Genomic DNA, 18,302 nt, shown 5'->3' with positions numbered 1-18,302 from the left:
AATCTTTGCCTAGCCGCCGGGAAAGTCGAATCCGGCTCGGTATTGGCAGTTCAGGCTGAAACTCGGATCGACGGCGTTGTTCTTCTAAAGCCGCAATTTTTGCTTGAGCTTTTTCAGCCAGGTCTGTTCCGCCTCATCCTGATTTTGATGCGCCGGGACGTAGCGCGGCCGTATCTTTTTTCCTTTGATGTAGAATGGCTTTTCGACTTCTCCAACCAGATTGACGAAAAGCCGGGATTTGTTGGTGGGTTGGCGGACTGTGACGCCGTGGACCGATTCAATCGAGTTGATGAACAATACAAGAATGTTCTTGTCGTATTGAACTGTTTCGACGCATTCCAAATGGGTGTCGTCGACATAGGCATCATTGAAGAGTGTCGCTTTGGCTTTCAGCGTGGCGTATTTGGACTGGAAACGACTAATTGTCAGGTCCCCGCCAACGGCATCATAATCTTCCGGCCTCATATAAAACAGGCCAGAAAATAGCTTGTCGCCATTGTCGATGTGGCTTGTCCGCACCGAGCCGGCATTGGTCACCGGCGTGTTCCCGCTGAGCATCGCATCCATCAGTATGTCGCGTGTTGCATAGGTGTCACTAAACCTGATGCCCGCTTTCATATTCTTGAGGCGTTCATAATTGGGGTAATAATCAGGGTAAAGTTTGTGAATATCGTCATAGAACAGGTCGGCGACCTCGCCGAAAAATGCTTGCGATACATGGTAGGCGATAAAATCGCGCCATATTTGCGGCACGGCTTCGTTCGACCGAACGCGGTGGGCCTCATAATCCCACCTGGTGTTGTTGCGGCGTGTATCGATTTCGAGCGTTTCCGGAGCGGGAAACGTGCCGGCCAATTCCTGGTAGAGATCGAGGGGAAGGCGTCAGGCAGGATGATGTGTGGAAACGGCTCCGATCGAACGTCGGCCTTGGTGGCTCGTTGAAGGACTGAAAGCGGCTTTGACATCGATGGTGCCCAGATCGAGTTTGTCCGAATTTGGACAGCGAGGATCGTGTTCAACCTGTTCGGGTTACCGCCTTTCAACGGATCCCTTTCTGCGTCTCGTTCAAAGATTGGAGCGTTGAAAAGGGCTCCGCATGGGCTTTTACCATTTCGCTCATTAGAATATCCGCGCCAGTCATGAGGGGGACCAGGGTTTCCGCAAATGTGTATGTTTTGATGCCGTAAAGCCACTTCAGGTAAAGAAGGGCAGCTGACGTGCCGGAGACGCAGCCAACGATGTTCATTCGGGATACGACAAGCTCTATCGGATATATGTGTGGCAGGTTAGCTTCCATGATCCTGGTGTTGGCGTCGGCCGTCACATTGCCAACTGCATCCAGCAATTCGGGGAAGAAGGGCTTGCTTATTCTGGGATGTTCCTTCCAGACGACGTCGTATCCCCTCTCGACGATCTGCTCCGCAATTCGTCTATAGATCGCCGCCTCTTGCGCGTACGACATTATGCGGTTTCGCGACAATGCCTGGCCGAGCAGCAGGATCCGTGGGTTGGCTGACGCACGGCAATGTTCATCGCCGCCGGAAAGCGCATCCCTGCAGGCTTCACCTATTACGTCGCGCATCAGCGAAGCGCCGACCTGAAATCTTGGTACGTTCTCCAGCGCATCGTGAATGGGGATTTCGTGAAGCAAAGAATAAAACTTCGTCACCCGTCTCAGATGGTGTCTTTCTATCCTGTCGGCCGCTTTCCTCAATCGGAACGCCGGTGAAATTGTAGAGAGTCCTGCAATCAAGACCGCGGTGATGCGTCGTCGAAACCTTGTGCCCGGCGGCCGTGACATGGTTGCCATCTCGAATGGAAGGTATGACGTCAAGCCATCCTCATACAAAACGATCTTGGCTTCAGGGTATGAATCCAGCAGTATTTTTTCCGACGGCCGGTTAACGAAGCAGGCCCAGATTTCAGCTACGGAACTCGCGTCGAGACCAATTGTGTCTCGGATCAGACGATGGATCCGGAAAATTTGCAGTTGCCCATATTTACGCTCGGACGTCAGAAGGTCGTACGCCCATATGATCCGTCTCCAGGTCCATACTTTAGACGCAAGTTCAGCAAGACCGGTCTTGAAATGCTCGGAAACGCCGGCCGTTTCATAAAGCAGGAGATAGTCCTCATGCTCCTGATCCGCCGGGGAGCTTCCATCCATTGTTGATTGGCGAAGTGAGGCAACCAGGCTGAGCAATTGCCAGCTGCCAAAGACGCAGCATATTCGAGCTGGCAATTTAAGATCTCCAGATCGGATGGAAATAACGCTGCATGTTCCGCGATCTCAACCGCAAAATTGCTTCATATCCGACAGGCCGTGTGGCTCGGGGCGTCCCACCCGCTTCGTAATACTGCCTATCGCGTCGGTAGGAAATATCTTTCAGATGGCGGGTCTAACGTCCAAGACAGGCTAGAGTTCCGCACAATAGGCAGGCGAATTCACTTCAACTGAGCGGCAGAGACCTGTCGAGATCCGGCAATAGAACCCGGTGCGGCAGACCGCTCATGGGGTCGTCTTGCTGCTTCGGGTCCCTCTCGGCACCAAGAGCACGAATTCTCCCGGTTTTCGGGAAGGTCGTTGCCCGGGAAAGCGGGTTTCGCTTCCCCCAGTCAAAAGTAAGCTCCAGCCATGAACCGGAGCTAGATGATGACAGAGGCAGAAACCAGAATGTTTCACACACTTGATGTGCCAGCCGGTCCGGTGCGGCGGCCTGCAATTCCGGCCGACCTGACAAGGCAGGGCATGTGTGGGCGCATCTGCGCATCATGCCCGATACAAAGCCCGCACTGCTCCTCGAACGCCCTTGAGGCCGACGCTTCGGCGCAACGTCCCCGGTGAGCAGGCTAGAGCAATTCTAGGAAAAGTGTGAAGCGGTTTTCCGGCCAAAATTGCCTCAAAACAAAGAGTTAGAGCAACTCGCCATTTCCGTGAAACGGTGAACTGCTCTAAGGGCGGCGCCCGAAATGCGCCGCCCTGTCGGAGGGGTCGTCCGCGATCAGGCGGCGAGCCAGGCCCGTGTGAAATCCTGCTCATAGGCCTGATGCATCTGGTAGCCCATCAAAGCAGGTTTCATATGACAGAACAGCTTTCGCCAGTAAGGCTGAACGATGATGCCGGAATCCTGCAGCATGACCTGGAGTTCCTTCATTACCACACGGCGCTGCTCCGGATCGGCGATGGAATTGGCCTTGTGGACCTTGGCATCGAAGTCTGGATCGGCGAACCCCGTCTCGTTCCATGCCGAACCGGTCTGATAGGCAAGCGCATAGGTCTGGATGCCGAGCGGTCGGGCGTTCCAATTGGTCGTCGCGAAGGGATACTTCGTCCAGTCGTTCCAGAACGCCGATTCCGGGATGACGGTGCGTTTCACCTTGAAGCCGGCGTCGCGCATCTGCTGGGCGACGGCATCGGAGCTTTCCTTGCGGTAGTCGGCTTCGACCGAGATCAGATCGAACTCGAAATCGAGCTGGCCGGCTTCCTCGAGCAATGCCCTGGCCCGGGCCGGATCACGTTTGATCGGCGGCAGGTCGGCGTGTTCGGGATGCATCGGTCCGACATGATCGTTCTGCGCGACGATGCCCATGCCGTCGGCGCCCAGTTGCAGCACCGCTTCGTTGTCGACCGCAAGCTGTATGGCGTTGCGCACGCGCTTGTCGTCATAAGGTTTGGCGTTGACGTTGCAGCGCGAGACCAGGGTGGCGGCGGTGACGATCTCGCTTTTCTTCAGGCCCAGCCTGTCGAGCATGGCGACATCATAGGACTGCGTCTGGCCGTTCAGGTCGATCTCACCGGATTCGAAGGCGGAGACGGTGGCGGCCGAGTCGGTGCCGTAGTCGGTCCAGTCGATGCCGTCGAGGAACACCTCGCCGCCCCACCACGACCCGTCCGGCCGCTTGCGCACCGAGGCAGCAACGCCGACATCGAGTTTTTTAAGCTCGAACGGACCCGTGGAAACGGGGTTGGCCGACAGTGGCGCTGCCTTCGGATTGAACGTGCGGTGGACGATCAATGCCGGGTAGTCGGTCATCGCAGGGATAATGGTGATGTCGGGCTGCGACAGTTTCAGGACCACGGTGTGGTCGTCGCGAACCTCGATGGCACCAGTGCGCGCCACCTTGGTGTCGGGATCGATCAGGGCGGTCATGCGCCCCGCCATCGAGTTGCCAGCGGCATCCTTCTCACACCAGCGCGTGATGTTGAAGGCGACATCCGTGGCGGTGAAATCGTCGCCGTTCGACCACTTCACCCCTGGGCGCACCTTGAGCACATATTCCGTGGCGTCCGCATTGATCTCCCAGCTCTGCAGCAGCACCGGCTCGAAGGTGAAATCCGGCTTCCAGCGCACCAGCGGTTCGAGAAACTGCATGGCGATGTTGCCCATCTGCGAAATCTTGAACTTGCGCGGGTCTTCCAGCTCCATCACCTGCATGGCAACACGCAGCACGCCGCCCTTTCTGGGTTGGGCGGCTTCCTCGGACCGCGCCGGGACCGGTTGACCGATGAGCCCATAGGCAATCGCCGTGCTGGCGCCGAAGGCGCTGGCCAACGCCAGGAACTCGCGGCGGCCAAGCGCGCCGCTCGTCGCGCCTTTCGCAAATGTGCCGATCGCCGGATGAAGAGGTCTGGATGTCATATCGGTTCTCCCATTGTTGATTTTACGCCGAAATTCGGTGGAATGCCCTTGCCGCGTCGTTGCTGGGCGCTGTTTTCTACAAGACGCAGCCGATGGCGGCGGGGCCGCGACGGCGAGGGGAAGGCAAGATGAATCTTCTGACGGCGATGCGGGTGTTCGATCGGGTCTGCCTGCTGGGCAGCCTGTCGGCGGCGGCGCGCGATCTCAACATGTCGACGACGGCCGTCAGCCGCACCATCAAGGAACTGGAAGACGACCTCGGCGTCCGGCTCATCAATCGCACCACAAGGCGCCTCAGCCTCACAGAGGCGGGCCGCGACTATGCTCCGCGTGCCCGCATCCTGCTCGACGACATTTCCGAACTGCAGGATTCGACGCGCGGCCTGCACAAGGAGACGCGCGGCCTGATCCGGGTTTCCTGCTCCAATGTTCTGGGCCACACGCGCATAACCAAGCTGGTGCCGAAATTCCTCGAAGAGAACCCGCTCACCACGATCGAGTTCGACCTCACCGCGCGTTATGTCGTCGGCATTGTCGAGGAAGGCTACGATGTCGCCATCCGCTTCGGCGGTCAGGCCGATTCCGCCTTGATTGCCCGCCGGCTTGGGGAAGTTCGCAACTATGTCTGCGCCACGCCCGATTATTGGGACACAAACGGCCGCCCGGTCCACCCGGATGAGCTGGCAAGCCATTCCTGCGTGCTGAGCAATTTCGCCAAGCGGCTTGGCACATGGCCTTTCATCGGACCAGACGGCCCTTTCGATGCGGCTGTCGGCGGGCGCATCTCGACCAACAGCGTCGAGGCCGCCTACCAGATGACCACCGCCGGTTTCGGCATCGGCAATCTGCCCAGCCTGCTGGTCGATGCTGCGATCAGCGACGGCCGGCTGGAAGTGCAGCTGGATGAGTTTCGCCCCGGCTCCAGCCCGATCTACGCACTCTATCCGCACCGCACCTATATTGCGGCCAAGGTGCGCGCGTTCGTCGATTTCCTGATCCGCGAACTGTCGGCCGACTTCACCGCCTGAAATGCTGCCCGGTTGCCGGCCAACGCCGTCAGGGGCCTGGCGCGAACGCCCGGCCCCTGCTGCCCCCGTCGCCCGACGCGGCAGCGTCATTTCCACCAGGCGGTGGTGTCGTACATCGGTCCCGGCTCCTCGAAGAGCTTTTCGTATTTGCACAATGCCGGCGTCTTGCCGAGCGGTACCGAAACACCGTCCCTGAACGCCCATTCGCCACGTTGCGTCGTATCCGCCCGCACATAGCTGGACAGTGCAAAGGCGCGGTCGTGCTGTGACCTGTTGGGCGAGGAGCCGTGCACGGTGAGCAGCCCCCATAAAGCAAGATCGCCCGGCTCCAGCACCAGCGGAACGATGGTCGCCGGGTCGATGCCGACCTTGCGCAACTCTTCTTCGGCGGTCAGACCCTTCATCAGCTCGCCGGTTCCCTCGTCCGACAGGCCGAGATAGCCGAGCTTGTGGCTGCCGGGCACGACCTGAAGGCAGCCATTGTCCAGCGTCGCCCGATCGACCGCGAGGCCTGTTGTCACGGTGGCGTCGGCGACATTGTCGAAGGCGGCCTGGTTACGAAAGCGCAGATCCTGGTGGAAGCGATAACCCGTGACATTGGCGCCGGGCGGCTTCCAGTGCAGCTGTTGGGCGATCTGTTTTATGTCGCGGCCGATCAGACCCTCGAGCAGCTTCAGATAGTCGGGATTGCGGCGGAACTGCTCGAAATAGGAATTGATCCAGGAAAACCAGTAAGCCTGCAGCACATAGCGTTGGCCAAAGTCCGATTCAGGCAGGATCTGGAAATTCAGGTTGCCGTGCCGGAAAGTGGCGTGATGCTTGAGGCCTTCGGCATAGACCGCATCGGTTTCCTTCTTCAGCCGGATCATCTCGTCGCCGTCGACAAATTGTCGAACGACCGCATATCCTTCCTCGCGGTACTGCTCCACCGCTTCGCGTGCCTGCCTGTCCGTCAGCATATCCGTGACAACCCCCGTCTGTGATCTGTGTCGATCGTAACAAACGGGTTGCCGGCGATAAGCCGTGGATTTTGGCATCGACTTTCCCGATTATCGGGAAATTGAGCGGGGCCTCAAAGGTGCATTGGGCGCAACCGGCTGATCAGATACGTGCTGCGCCGGCAGGCCCTAAAAATAGGTTCGCGGCGCGACAAGGTTCTTCTGCTGGCGAACATAAAAACAATAGAAGCCGAACGCCGCGGCAAACCACATGAAGGCCTCACCCATGGCCAGCCGGTTGTTGGAATTGGTAAGGATGCTGAGGGCGAAGAAAACCAGTGTGGAGATGTAGCAGGACCATGCCGCCGGAGCGACAAGCTTGGCTCGCATGGCCAGCAGAACCTGCCTGGCCGACCAGGTGTAGAGAAAGGCAAAGAACACCAGTCCGACCAGACCATAGCGCACGGCAATTTCCAGATAACCATTGTGGAAGACGTTTAAGATCATGGGATGATAGGTTCTGTTCTCCCACTCGGTCAGCCAGCTGGAACTGGCTCCGAAGATCGGGTGGCGTTTCCAGATATCGATCGCATCCGCCCACAGCATCAGCCTTTCCTTGGCTGCAAGCGGAACCGCATCGCTCGCGATGGCGCGGTCGAATGCGGGAAGGACGCCATGCCTGAACACATCCGGAACCAGGGTTTTGACGAAGGTCATGGTGTCGCCGGCGGTGGACGAGAAGATGTTGTGTGTTGCGACAATGCCGGCCGCCACGATCGCCAGCACGCCACCCGAAACCAACAGTTCGCGGCGATGGCCTCTCGCCAGGGTCATGACCGTCAACAGGAGCAGCGCAAGCGCAAGCGCAAGCCACACGCCCTTTGACCGCATCTCGATGATATTGACGACGGCAAGCAGCAGGACGGCTGTCGACAGCGCCCAATAAAGGTTCTTGGTTGCTTTCCCGAGGTCCGTTCTCTGGGCCGTGTAAGCCATGAATTGCAGCGTGCAGAGGAAGATGAAACCGGCCGCCACCGACGCGTGGATGGGATTGTTGAAAAGCCACGGGGCCGGTTGGATATCCTGAAACATGTTCGAACAGGCGGTGTCCGCCGCCAGGAAGACAAGACTGAGGATCATGAACCAGAGGACCAGCCGTGCGGGCTGCCTGACAAACAGCAGAAAGGCGAATCCGGTCGTCGCATAGAACAGCGGAAACATGTAAATGCCTTCGGCGCCACCCAACTGGTGGGTGCCGAAATAGACGATCGCCAGTCGGATGAAGACATAGAGCGACCAGCCCAGACACAGGAAGCCGACCCAACCGATCAGTGGTTTGCTGTAGGTCCACAAATCCACCCTGAACCAGCGGATGACCGCGACCAGGGCCAGCGCCAGGCCCGCATAGCGGTAGGTGTCTGCCTCGCGCCACACCGCGGAAACCATGGCGAGAACGGCGAGTGCCGCAAGCAACAGAAGCAAGGTGTGGCGCGGCGCGTTGTCCTTGGCATAGTCCAGGGTATCTCGCGGCAAAGGGGGCCGCAGCAGGACGTGATGCAGGCGGCGCAGCTCGTCACTGGCCCGCAACACCCCGGCACGTAGCCGGCTCGGCCCCCCCAACCTTGCGGATTTGTAGCTTCCCGAGGGACCGGCTATGCCGGAGATCTCGCTGCTGGCGGCGAAGCCAAGCACGTTTTGGCGGGCCGAATAGACCTTCAGACCGGTATCCCAAAAGCGTTCGAGCGCGACGTCCCATGGCATTTTCATGACGGCGAGCGCCGACAACAGACCCTGCGCGCCCTCCCGCGTCACCAGATAGGCGGCGGCCGAGCCTTGCGGGCCATGCAGCGCACGACCGATCTCGTCGCCTTCCGCCGTCTCGACGGCGCGCATGAAGAAGCTGATGCGATGGTTGATCAGTTTGATGACGTCGAAATCCGGCACCGCCGCGATGACGGCCTCGATGCGCCGCATGGTGTCTTCGCTGAAGAGGACGTCGTCCTCGACGATCAGGCCATGGGCGCTGCCACCGGCCACGAACGTTTCCAGCGCCTGGATATGGCTGCGGTAACAGGCATATTCGCCGGAAAGGATGTCGCGCCCGCTCAGCTTGCGTGCGGCTGGCAGATCGATCTCCGTCCAGGCCTCTTTGGCAAGCGCATGGCCGTCGACGGCGGCAATGCGCTGCAAGGTCAGGCCTGCCGCTTCGGCGCTGGCGAGCAATTCGCTCCAGCGCTGGGTCTCGCGATCGAGGTTGATGGCGAAGATAGGAAGGTTCATTGAAGTTCCATGTTGAGCCGCCACCCACCCGGCCGACCTATGTATGGAAAGAAGGAGATGTTCAAGGCGACACTGTCCAGATCATGTGCAAGACCTGAATTTGCCGCGACGGCTTTGGCTCATCTGAATTTATGACACAATCGAACTGTTAGCCGATCGGCTTCATGGAAGATCGCAAAGGTACTCTCGGTCCTAAGTGTCCGGAACGGACCTGAGCGGGATGGCTGGGGCGCCAGGATTCGAACCTGGGAATGTCGGTACCAAAAACCGATGCCTTACCACTTGGCGACGCCCCAATTGCCGTCAGAGTCGCTTGTGCGGCGCGTTATTAGCAGAGCAGCCAAAAAGCACAATGCCCCATGAATGGTGGTGAGAACGCCTGTTTGGGCAGCAAAAGCAACGCCGCCAGACGGCACCAGCTGGCTATTCGGACCACACCGCCATCTCGTTGCCGGCCGGATCGGCAAAGTGGAAACGGCGGCCGCCAGGGAACGCGAAGATCGGTTTGACGACCGTGCCGCCGGCGTTTTCGACAGCCTCGAGGGTCGCCTCCAGATCCCTGCTGTACAGCACCGGCAGCGGCTTCGATGGCGCTTCGGCGGCGTCGGCCTGAAAACCCCCGTCCAGGCCTTCGGCAAAGGCCGAATAGGTCGGCCCATAGTCAGTGAACGACCAGGCAAAGGCGGAACTGTAGAAGGCCTTCAGCCGGTCCAGCGTTCCGCCCGTAGCCGGCATTTCCAGATAGTCGAGTTTTCCGGACAGTTTCATAGCCACCTCTTTGTTCACTGTATGTTCTACTCCAGAATCCCCGGCATAGCAAGTCTTTTTGCCGCATCCTGAGGCACGGCTTTGCTTAATCGATTGTAGTGGCCGGGCGGCTTTGCCGACGCCTTGCCTTTCGCACTGCAGCATCATATCGCTCCAAGGGCGGACCGGCGGAACTTTCCGTTTCGCCAATCTTTCCAATCTCCTGCAACCGGAGAGCGATGCATGACCAAATGGGTTTTCACCTTTGGCGATGGTGCGGCGGAGGGCCGTGCCAGCGACAAGAATCTCCTGGGCGGCAAAGGCGCCAACCTAGCCGAGATGTGCAGCCTGGGGCTGCCGGTGCCGCCGGGCTTCACCATCACCACGGAGGTCTGCAACGCCTACTACGCCAACGGCCGTATTTATCCGGCCGGGTTGGAAGCCGATGTCGCGGTCGCGCTCGATCACATCGGCCGGCTGACCGGTCGTCGGTTCGGCGACCCGTCGAAACTGCTGCTGGTGTCGGTGCGTTCTGGCGCTCGCGCCTCGATGCCCGGCATGATGGACACCGTCCTCAATCTCGGCCTGAACGACGAGACGGTCGAGGCGCTGGCCGCCGATTCCGGCGATGCGCGCTTTGCCTATGACAGCTACCGCCGCTTCATCCAGATGTATTCCGATGTCGTCATGGGTCTCGACCACGAAGTGTTCGAGGAAATCCTGGAGGACCAGAAGGGCGGGCTCGGGCACGAGCTCGACACCGAACTGACGGCGCTCGAATGGCAGGGCGTCATCGCGCTCTACAAGGCCAAAGTCGAGGAAGAGCTTGGCAGGCCGTTTCCGCAGGATCCGCATGAGCAGCTCTGGGGCGCGATATCAGCCGTGTTCTCGAGCTGGATGAACAACCGCGCCATCACCTATCGCCGCCTGCACGATATTCCCGAAAGCTGGGGCACGGCGGTCAACGTCCAGGCCATGGTGTTCGGCAATATGGGCGAAACCTCGGCCACCGGCGTTGCCTTCACGCGCAACCCATCGACCGGCGAAAAGATGCTCTATGGCGAGTTCCTGGTGAACGCGCAGGGCGAGGACGTCGTTGCCGGCATCCGCACGCCGCAGAACATCACCGAAGCGGCGCGTATCGCAGCAGGCTCGGACAAGCCGTCGCTGCAGAAGCTGATGCCTGACGCGTTCCAGTCCTTCGTCACCATCTCCGATAGTCTGGAGAAGCACTACCGCGACATGCAGGATCTCGAATTCACCATCGAGCGCGGCAAATTGTGGATGCTGCAGACCCGCTCCGGCAAGCGCACCGCCAAGGCGGCGCTGAAAATTGCCGTCGAGATGGCGCGCGACAGGCTCATCACGAAAGAGGAAGCCGTTGCCCGTATCGACCCGGCCTCGCTCGACCAGTTGCTGCATCCCACCATCGACCCCAAGGCCGCGCGCGACGTCATCGGCATCGGACTGCCGGCCTCGCCCGGTGCCGCTACCGGCGAGATCGTCTTTTCCTCAGCTGACGCCGAGGACTTGAAGACACAAGGGCGCAAGGCGATCCTAGTGCGCATCGAGACCAGTCCCGAAGACATCCACGGCATGCATGCGGCGGAAGGCATCCTGACCACGCGCGGCGGCATGACCAGCCACGCCGCGGTGGTGGCGCGCGGCATGGGCAAGCCTTGCGTCTCGGGTGCCGGCTCGCTGCGCGTCGACTATAGGGCCGGCACGCTGCTCTCGATGGGGCAGACCTTCCGCAAAGGCGACATCATCACCATCGATGGCGGCAACGGCCAGGTGCTGAAGGGCGCGGTTGCCATGCTGCAGCCTGAACTGTCAGGCGATTTTGCCGCCATCATGGAATGGGCGGACGCGGTGCGGCGCATGAAGGTGCGCACCAATGCCGAAACACCGCTCGATGCGCGCATGGCGCGCTCCTTCGGCGCCGAAGGCATCGGGCTTTGCCGCACGGAGCACATGTTCTTCGACGGCGACCGCATCGTCGCCATGCGCGAGATGATCCTGGCCGACACCGAAAAGGACCGGCGCGCCGCACTCGCCAAGCTTCTGCCCATGCAGCGCTCGGATTTCCTCGAACTGTTCGAGATCATGGCCGGCCTGCCGGTGACGATCCGACTGCTCGATCCGCCGCTGCACGAATTCCTCCCCAAGACCGAGGCTGAAATCGCCGAGGTCGCCGCCGCCATGAACGTGTCGCCCGACAAGCTCAGGCAGCGCACCGAGGCACTGCACGAGTTCAACCCGATGCTCGGCCATCGTGGCTGCCGCCTGGCCGTCTCCTACCCCGAGATCGCCGAGATGCAGGCACGGGCCATTTTCGAGGCGGCCGTGGAGGCCGGCAGGAAGGCCGGCGCCCTGGTGGTCCCCGAGATCATGGTGCCGCTCGTCGGCCTGGTGAAGGAACTCGACTACGTCAAGGCGCGCATCGATGCGGTTGCCAAGAGCGTCATGGAGGAAACCGGCGTCAAGATCGACTATCTCACTGGCACGATGATCGAGCTTCCCCGCGCCGCCATCCGCGCGCATGTCATTGCAGAATCAGCCGAATTCTTCTCCTTCGGCACCAACGACCTGACCCAGACGACCTTCGGCATCTCGCGCGACGATGCGGCCTCGTTCCTGGAAACCTACCGCCAGAAGGGCATTATCGATCAGGACCCGTTCGTCTCGCTCGACATCGAGGGCGTCGGCGAACTGGTGCGCATGGCCGCGCAAAAGGGCAAGGCGACGCGGCCCGACATCAAGCTCGGCATCTGCGGCGAACATGGCGGCGATCCGGCCTCGATCCGCTTTTGCGAAGAGGTCGGCCTCGACTACGTGTCCTGTTCGCCCTATCGCGTGCCGATCGCCAGGCTGGCGGCAGCGCAGGCAGCGGTGCTGGTTGCGAAAACAGGCCGCGGATAGGATCCATCCAGCTTACCGTTTTGTAAGACAATTCACGCGAACGTGCTGGCCGCGCCGCGTAATCTCGACATTGTTCCTGCCCAATTTGCGGCCATCCGCAAATTGCTCCCGGAAACAGATGCTGCAGATCTCTCCCGCGCCGCTCCGCTCGATCCTGGTCATTCAAACCAAGTTCATAGGAGATCTCGTCCTCGCCTCGGCGCTCGCCAAGAACCTGCGGCTCGAATTCCCCGGCGCCAGCATCGTCTTTCTGTGCGAGGCCCGCTTCGAGAGCTTCGTGATCGCCCATGGTATCGCTTCCGAGGTGGTCGCATTCAGGCGCGACCGCATGCGCGGCACGCCCTTGGAGCGCGGGAAGGAGCTCTACGCCATGGTGCGGGCGTTGCGCCGCTTCCGCTTCGACCTGACCATCGACCTGACCGATTCGAAGACGTCGCGCATCCTCACCGGGCTCGTCCACGCAAAGACCCGTGTCGGATACAATCCCTCCGAAAGACCCTTGCGTATGCTGGAGCGGCAGCCCGCCAACGTCCTTGCCAAGCCCTACGGCTTTGATGGCCAGCATTTCCTGTACCGCTACCTCTCGCCGCTCGAAGCGCTCGGCATTGAACTTCGCACGGTGATTCCGAACCTTCAGCCGCTGCCATTGGAGACGGCGAAAGCATTGGCGCTCCTGGATAAACACCATCTGCGGCCAAATGCCTTCATCGCCGTGCATGCGGGTGCAAGCTTCGAGGGGCGACGTTGGCAGCCGGAGCGGTTTGCAGCAGCGATCGTCGAGATTGCCGGCGAGACCGGCCTGGACGTCGTCCTGGTGGGCGGCCCGGACGAGCGCGAGATCGCCGAACGCATCGTCGCCAGGACCGCGCCGCCGGTCGTCAATCTCGTCGGTGACCTGTCGCTTGAAAGCCTGCTGGCGGTGCTGAAACAGGCCCGGCTGTTTCTCGGCAATGAGAGCGGCCCGATGCACATGGCGGCAGCCACTGGGACCCCGGTTGTCGGGCTGTTCGGTCTGACGGAGCCGTCGCGCTGGGGTCCCGTCGGCGTGCCCAGCATCTCGCTCCAGCCGCCGATGCCTTGCGCCTGCATGGCCGAGGACCTTTGCCGCGCGCCGGATCCCAGCAAGGCATGCTGCGTCTGGGGCCTGGAAGTCAAGCCGGTGGTCGACGCGGTGCGCGAGGTTCTTTCGCGCACCGAAATGCAGCTGGAATGCGTCATCTGAGATCATGGGTCGCATGCACGACTCTCGACGCGGTGGAATGACCCCTTCGCCACAGGCACGGTCACATTGTCGCGTGGAGCGCTTTTCTGCTATGCATCATCCTGATTTCCGCCTTCATGCGGGTCTTTGGGATGCCTGCTTGAAATGACGGGTCAGGAAATCGGTTTGATGCGCCTGCTGCAAAAAAATCTCTGGATGATCGCCATGTCGTTGGCGATGGCATCCGCCGGCCATGCCGCGCCGCTCGTCGAGCCGACGCTGCACATCAGGCCGCAGGCGAGCGGCGCCGGCCGTGTGGCACTCACGCTCGATGCCTGCGGCGGACAGACCGACAGCCGGATCCTTTCGGCGCTGGTGGACAACAAGATCCCCGCCACCATTTTCGTGACCGGCATCTGGCTGAAGCGAAACGCCGCCGCCGTCGAGATCATGCGGGCGCATCCCGATCTGTTCGAACTGGAAAATCACGGCGGTCACCACATCCCGGCGGTCGACACGCCGCGGAAAATCTACGGCATCCGCAGCGCCGGCAGCCCGGATGCGGTGCTGGCCGAGGTCGAATCGGGGGCCGCCGCTCTTGCCGGGACCGGCGAGCCGGCGCCGAAATGGTTTCGTGGCGCAACCGCCGAATACAGCCCGTCGGCAATCGCCATGATCCGCAAGCTTGGCTTCAAGGTCGCGGGATTCTCGATAAACGGCGACGGCGGCTCCTTGCTCGGCGCCAAGGAAACCGCGCGGCGCATTGCGGCGGCCAAGGACGGCGACGTCATTATCTCGCATATCAACCAGCCGACCCATGCGGCAGGCGAAGGCGTGGTGCAGGGGCTGCTGGCGCTCAAGGCCAAGGGCTTGACCTTTGTGCGGCTCGACGATGCCGAGGGCATCGGCAATAACGGCACCACGGAGTGAGTGGCCAGCCGAGCGTATCCCGCTTCGGCGTTGGCTCAGTCCGGTTTGGCTTCGATCGTGACCTTGCTGGGCGTAGAATGCGCCGTGGTTGCCGATTTCAGCCATCTCGTCGAAAGGCCGTTCATAGGCCCACATGGCGTTCTGGCCGGTCTCGCCGGCAGGCAGCACGCTCCAATAGCTTGCATCGCCCTTGTAGGGGCAATGGGTCGAGTGGTCGGTGCGGCCAAGCTTGCCGAAATCGATGTCGGCGAACGGAATGTAGAAGGCCGCCGGATAGGGAGCTTCGGTCAGCACCTTGGCCTTCGCTGTTGAAGCGATGACCACGTCTCCGGCGCGCACGGTAACGGTGCCGGCATAGGGCTCGATGGTGATGATTTTGTCCGGGTTGCGTTGGAAACCGGGTGCGGGGTTGGCGATCTGATCCATGCGGCGGCTCTCCTTGCGTCGACTTTGAGATGTGTCGCGCAAACGCATTGTTCAAGGCCTGCCGTCGCCATGCAACACGCAAACACCTGCCCAGGCCGGCACTGCCGGATCGCGCCTCCGAATATCCTCGATACTTGTCGTCAGCTGTCAGGCAGCGGCCTTGAACACGTCCATGAGACCGGCATAGGCGGCAGCAATACCGGCGACCGGGTTGCTGCTTCTCGATACGGTCTCGACCTTCAGGGAACCACCGCCGGTCGGCAAGGTGAGCAGCAGGAACTGGCGGTTTCCGCCATCGCCGACTGACGCGGCTGCGACGTGCTGGTCCTCGCCCTGGTTCTGGACGCACATCTTGAACAGCAACGTGCCGCCGACCGCTTCCAGCGCGCCGCCGACAACTTCAACAAATTCATCTTCGGAAACAGTCTTTGTGTCCGGCACCAGATCGGCCAGACTTTCGGCAAGCGTACTCTCGAGAGCCTTGTCGTCGAGCTGCGCGTCCATGCGAACCTCTTTCAGTCGCCAATCGCACCCCTTTGCCCGTTAACGAAGCTTAACGCCGACGATGGCCGGATTGTGGCGGTTGTTCCCAATGCAGTGCTCGGCCGTATTGGCGGCTGGACAATCCGTCGGTTCGCTCCACAATGGGACAAAAAGCACAACGCAAAAGCGTGAGGGAGGATCGAATGCTGGGACTGATGCAGGAATGGCCGCTGCTTTGCCATAAGCTCATCGACAATGCCGAGCGGCAGCATGGCGTGCGCGAGATCGTGTCACGCTCGATCGAAGGGCCGATCGTGCGCACCACCTACGCCGACATCCATCGTCGCGCCCTGAAGGTCGCCCAGCGGCTGGAACGCGACGGCTATGGGTTGGGCGACCGCATCGCGACGCTGGCCTGGAACACCGCCCGCCACATCGAGGCCTGGTACGGCATCATGGGCATCGGCGCCATCTACCACACGCTCAATCCGCGGCTGTTTCCCGAGCAGATCGTCTGGATCATGAACCATGCCGAGGACAAGGCAGTCTTCGTCGACCTGACTTTCGTGCCGCTGCTCGAGAAGATCGCCGGCGCCGTCAAGTCGCTGAAACAGGTGATCGTGCTGACCGACAAGGCACACATGCCGCAGACGACGTTGCCAAATGTGGTCGCCTATGAAGAGTGGCTTGAGGAGGCGGATGGCGACTTCGCCTGGAAGACCTTCGACGAAAGCACCGCCGCAGGCATGTGTTACACCTCCGGGACCACGGGCGATCCCAAGGGCGTCGTCTACAGCCACCGTTCGAACGTGCTGCACGCCATGATCGCTGCCATGCCCGACGCCATGGGGTTGTCGTCGCGCGACACGATCCTGCCTGTCGTGCCGATGTTTCACGCCAATGCCTGGGGCCTTGGCCAGAGCGGGCCGATGATCGGCGCCAAGCTGGTCATGCCCGGCTGCAAGATGGACGGCGCCTCGATCTATGAACTGCTCGATACCGAGAAGGTGACCTTCAGTGCGGCCGTGCCGACCGTCTGGATGATGCTGCTGCAGCATCTGGAGGAGACCGGCAAGAAGCTTCCCTATCTCAATAAGGTCGTCATCGGCGGCTCGTCCTGCCCGCGCGCGATCATGACGAAGTTTCAGCAGAACTACGATGTTCAGGTCATCCATGCCTGGGGCATGACCGAAATGTCGCCGCTCGGCACGCTGTGCACCCTGAAGCCGGACTATGCTGGTCTTGAGGGCGAAGCCCGGCTCGATGTCCAGCAGAAACAGGGCTATCCGCCGTTCGGCGTCGAAATGAAGGTGACCGACGACGACAACAATGCGCAACCCTGGGACGGCAAGACATTTGGCCGCCTGAAAGTGCGTGGGCCGGCCGTTGCCCGTGCCTATTATGGCGGCGCCGGCGTGGAGCAGTTCGACGAGGACGGCTGGTTCGACACCGGCGACGTCGCCCACATCGACGCCGGCGGCTATATGCAGATCACCGATCGTGCCAAGGACGTCATCAAGTCCGGCGGCGAATGGATTTCGACCATCGACCTCGAGAACCTGGCTGTCGGTCACCCCGATGTCGCCGAGGCGGCAGCCATCGGCGTCCACCATTCGAAATGGGGCGAACGGCCGCTGCTGGTCGTCGTCCGCAAACCGGGCAAGGAACCGAGCAAGGCTGATATTCTCGACTTCATGGACGGCAAGGTGGCCAAATGGTGGATGCCGGACGATGTCGCCTTCGTCGGTGAAATTCCGCACACCGCCACCGGCAAGATCCAGAAGATCACCTTGCGCCAGCAGTTCAAGAATTATCGCCTGCCGACGGATTGACGCGATGTCGCATGTTTCGGCTTCATGGCATCGCAAAAAGGTTCTAAGTCTCCGTTCGGGTTGGGGTGGTGCGGCAATCGATGGCAAGTATTCCTGAACGGCAAACGTCGAGGGCGGCCGGATGGTCGCGGCGCACGGCCGCTTTTTCGTTGGTGCTGCTGCTGACGGTCTTTGTCGGCCATCGCTTCGATCTCGTCGAAACACCTGTCTTTCTGTGGGTGCTCGGCATTGTCGCGCTGCTGGCGGCGATGGCGCTGTTGTTTGCCGGGTTTGCCTTTTCGCGGCTCTGGAATTTCGGCGACCGCGGCGGTCGCGACCTGACGGTCGGCGCGCTGCTGGCGCTGCTGGTGCTCGCACCCTACGGCGTCGCCGCCTACTGGGCGACGATCTATCCGCCGCTCAGGGATATCTCGACGGATTTCGACGAACCGCCGGCGCTCGACGTGAGCGACCGCACGAAGGATATGAACGTGCTTGCGCCGTCGACGCCTGGGGAACAGCGGCTGCAGACCGATAGCTATCCGCTGGTCAGCGCACGCAGCTACGACCTGCCGTTCGAGACTGTCGTCAATGCCGTCGAAACTGTACTCGACCGGCGCGACTGGGATCTATCGGAACCCTATCCTGATCTCGCCGGGCAAAGCGAGGTGACCATCACCGCCGTCGCCAAGGGCTTCGTGATCGGCCTTCCCGCCGATGTGGCGATCCGCGTGACGGACGATGGCGATACGGTCATCGTCGACATGCGGTCGGCGTCCCGCTACGGTCGCTACGACCTTGGCGACAATGCCGCGCGTATTGTCGATTTCCTTGCCGAGCTCGACCAGGAAGTCGCCGGTCAGGTTGGCGCCGCGCCGGCCGAGTGAGGCACGGGC

13 protein-coding genes, 1 tRNA gene and 1 pseudogene are annotated in these 18,302 nt (G+C 61.0%); 6 read left to right on the top strand and 9 right to left on the bottom strand.

The window, feature by feature from the left end; genetic code table 11:
* Positions 1 to 84: 84 nt before the first annotated feature.
* The 3 genes from AC0L2D_RS25745 to AC0L2D_RS25735 all read right to left on the bottom strand — a co-directional run bounded on the left by AC0L2D_RS25745 (position 85) and on the right by AC0L2D_RS25735 (position 4,640).
* A complete protein-coding gene (locus AC0L2D_RS25745) occupies positions 85 to 855 on the bottom strand; it encodes a hypothetical protein (protein WP_473542994.1) in 771 nt (256 codons plus the stop codon).
* A gap of 184 nt (positions 856 to 1,039) precedes the next feature.
* Entirely contained in the window at positions 1,040 to 2,242 is a 1,203-nt protein-coding gene (locus AC0L2D_RS25740; protein WP_244514274.1) for an alpha-2,8-polysialyltransferase family protein, read from the bottom strand.
* A 760-nt stretch (positions 2,243 to 3,002) separates the two neighbouring features.
* Positions 3,003 to 4,640: an ABC transporter substrate-binding protein gene (locus AC0L2D_RS25735; RefSeq protein ID WP_027164134.1), complete on the bottom strand. Its 1,638-nt coding sequence runs from the start codon at positions 4,638 to 4,640 to the stop codon at positions 3,003 to 3,005.
* Positions 4,641 to 4,768: 128 nt separating this feature from the next.
* Between AC0L2D_RS25735 and AC0L2D_RS25730 the strand changes: the two genes are divergently transcribed.
* Complete coding sequence (locus tag AC0L2D_RS25730; RefSeq protein WP_013532748.1) at positions 4,769 to 5,668, top strand: LysR family transcriptional regulator; 900 nt, start codon at positions 4,769 to 4,771, stop codon at positions 5,666 to 5,668.
* 86 nt (positions 5,669 to 5,754) lie between these two features.
* Here the strand turns inward: AC0L2D_RS25730 and AC0L2D_RS25725 are convergent, their stop codons facing one another.
* From AC0L2D_RS25725 to AC0L2D_RS25710, 4 genes are all read right to left on the bottom strand, one after another.
* Complete coding sequence (locus AC0L2D_RS25725; RefSeq protein WP_024503632.1) at positions 5,755 to 6,627, bottom strand: phytanoyl-CoA dioxygenase family protein; 873 nt, start codon at positions 6,625 to 6,627, stop codon at positions 5,755 to 5,757.
* 168 nt (positions 6,628 to 6,795) lie between these two features.
* A complete protein-coding gene (locus tag AC0L2D_RS25720) occupies positions 6,796 to 8,886 on the bottom strand; it encodes an O-antigen ligase family protein (protein ID WP_224621107.1) in 2,091 nt (696 codons plus the stop codon).
* Positions 8,887 to 9,107: 221 nt separating this feature from the next.
* Positions 9,108 to 9,182 (bottom strand) — tRNA-Gln (locus tag AC0L2D_RS25715).
* Positions 9,183 to 9,309: 127 nt separating this feature from the next.
* The gene (locus AC0L2D_RS25710) at positions 9,310 to 9,654 is read right to left on the bottom strand and encodes a VOC family protein (RefSeq protein WP_013532745.1); all 345 of its coding nucleotides are present in this window, start codon (positions 9,652 to 9,654) and stop codon (positions 9,310 to 9,312) included.
* A gap of 222 nt (positions 9,655 to 9,876) precedes the next feature.
* On the opposite strand from AC0L2D_RS25710, the gene ppdK reads away from it, so the two are divergent.
* The 3 genes from ppdK (at position 9,877) to AC0L2D_RS25695 (ending at position 14,686) form a co-directional block, all read left to right on the top strand.
* Entirely contained in the window at positions 9,877 to 12,555 is a 2,679-nt protein-coding gene (ppdK, locus tag AC0L2D_RS25705) for a pyruvate, phosphate dikinase (RefSeq protein ID WP_013532744.1), read from the top strand.
* A 118-nt stretch (positions 12,556 to 12,673) separates the two neighbouring features.
* A complete protein-coding gene (locus tag AC0L2D_RS25700) occupies positions 12,674 to 13,777 on the top strand; it encodes a glycosyltransferase family 9 protein (RefSeq protein WP_473542990.1) in 1,104 nt (367 codons plus the stop codon).
* A gap of 168 nt (positions 13,778 to 13,945) precedes the next feature.
* The gene (locus AC0L2D_RS25695; RefSeq protein ID WP_013532742.1) at positions 13,946 to 14,686 is read left to right on the top strand and encodes a polysaccharide deacetylase family protein; all 741 of its coding nucleotides are present in this window, start codon (positions 13,946 to 13,948) and stop codon (positions 14,684 to 14,686) included.
* 35 nt (positions 14,687 to 14,721) lie between these two features.
* Here the strand turns inward: AC0L2D_RS25695 and AC0L2D_RS25690 are convergent.
* Positions 14,722 to 15,112, bottom strand: a pseudogene (locus tag AC0L2D_RS25690) (DUF427 domain-containing protein).
* A gap of 147 nt (positions 15,113 to 15,259) precedes the next feature.
* Positions 15,260 to 15,616, bottom strand: coding sequence for a hypothetical protein (locus AC0L2D_RS25685; RefSeq protein WP_013532740.1), 357 nt, complete (start codon positions 15,614 to 15,616; stop codon positions 15,260 to 15,262).
* A 182-nt stretch (positions 15,617 to 15,798) separates the two neighbouring features.
* Here AC0L2D_RS25685 and AC0L2D_RS25680 point away from each other — a divergent pair, with 182 nt between their 5' ends.
* Together AC0L2D_RS25680 and AC0L2D_RS25675 are read left to right on the top strand one after the other, a co-directional pair.
* Positions 15,799 to 17,427, top strand: a complete 1,629-nt coding sequence (locus AC0L2D_RS25680) for a fatty-acid--CoA ligase (RefSeq protein ID WP_275953715.1) — start codon at positions 15,799 to 15,801, stop codon at positions 17,425 to 17,427.
* Positions 17,428 to 17,507: 80 nt separating this feature from the next.
* Complete coding sequence (locus AC0L2D_RS25675; protein ID WP_024503644.1) at positions 17,508 to 18,293, top strand: DUF1499 domain-containing protein; 786 nt, start codon at positions 17,508 to 17,510, stop codon at positions 18,291 to 18,293.
* The last annotated feature ends 9 nt before the right edge of the window (positions 18,294 to 18,302 follow it).

It is taken from the genome of Mesorhizobium sp. WSM4833 (assembly GCF_055811095.1).
The sequence above is the reverse complement of the archived record's forward strand: the minus strand, read 5'-3'. Positions and strand labels throughout refer to the sequence as shown.

Coding starts and splice junctions, on each gene's coding strand:
- AC0L2D_RS25735 (WP_027164134.1), bottom strand. CDS start 4,640: ATGACATCCAGACCTCTTCATCCGGCGATCGGCACATTTGCGAAAGGC.
- AC0L2D_RS25730 (WP_013532748.1), top strand. CDS start 4,769: ATGAATCTTCTGACGGCGATGCGGGTGTTCGATCGGGTCTGCCTGCTG.
- AC0L2D_RS25725 (WP_024503632.1), bottom strand. CDS start 6,627: ATGCTGACGGACAGGCAGGCACGCGAAGCGGTGGAGCAGTACCGCGAG.
- AC0L2D_RS25720 (WP_224621107.1), bottom strand. CDS start 8,886: ATGAACCTTCCTATCTTCGCCATCAACCTCGATCGCGAGACCCAGCGC.
- AC0L2D_RS25710 (WP_013532745.1), bottom strand. CDS start 9,654: ATGAAACTGTCCGGAAAACTCGACTATCTGGAAATGCCGGCTACGGGC.
- ppdK (WP_013532744.1), top strand. CDS start 9,877: ATGACCAAATGGGTTTTCACCTTTGGCGATGGTGCGGCGGAGGGCCGT.
- AC0L2D_RS25700 (WP_473542990.1), top strand. CDS start 12,674: ATGCTGCAGATCTCTCCCGCGCCGCTCCGCTCGATCCTGGTCATTCAA.
- AC0L2D_RS25695 (WP_013532742.1), top strand. CDS start 13,946: ATGCGCCTGCTGCAAAAAAATCTCTGGATGATCGCCATGTCGTTGGCG.
- AC0L2D_RS25685 (WP_013532740.1), bottom strand. CDS start 15,616: ATGGACGCGCAGCTCGACGACAAGGCTCTCGAGAGTACGCTTGCCGAA.
- AC0L2D_RS25680 (WP_275953715.1), top strand. CDS start 15,799: ATGCTGGGACTGATGCAGGAATGGCCGCTGCTTTGCCATAAGCTCATC.
- AC0L2D_RS25675 (WP_024503644.1), top strand. CDS start 17,508: ATGGCAAGTATTCCTGAACGGCAAACGTCGAGGGCGGCCGGATGGTCG.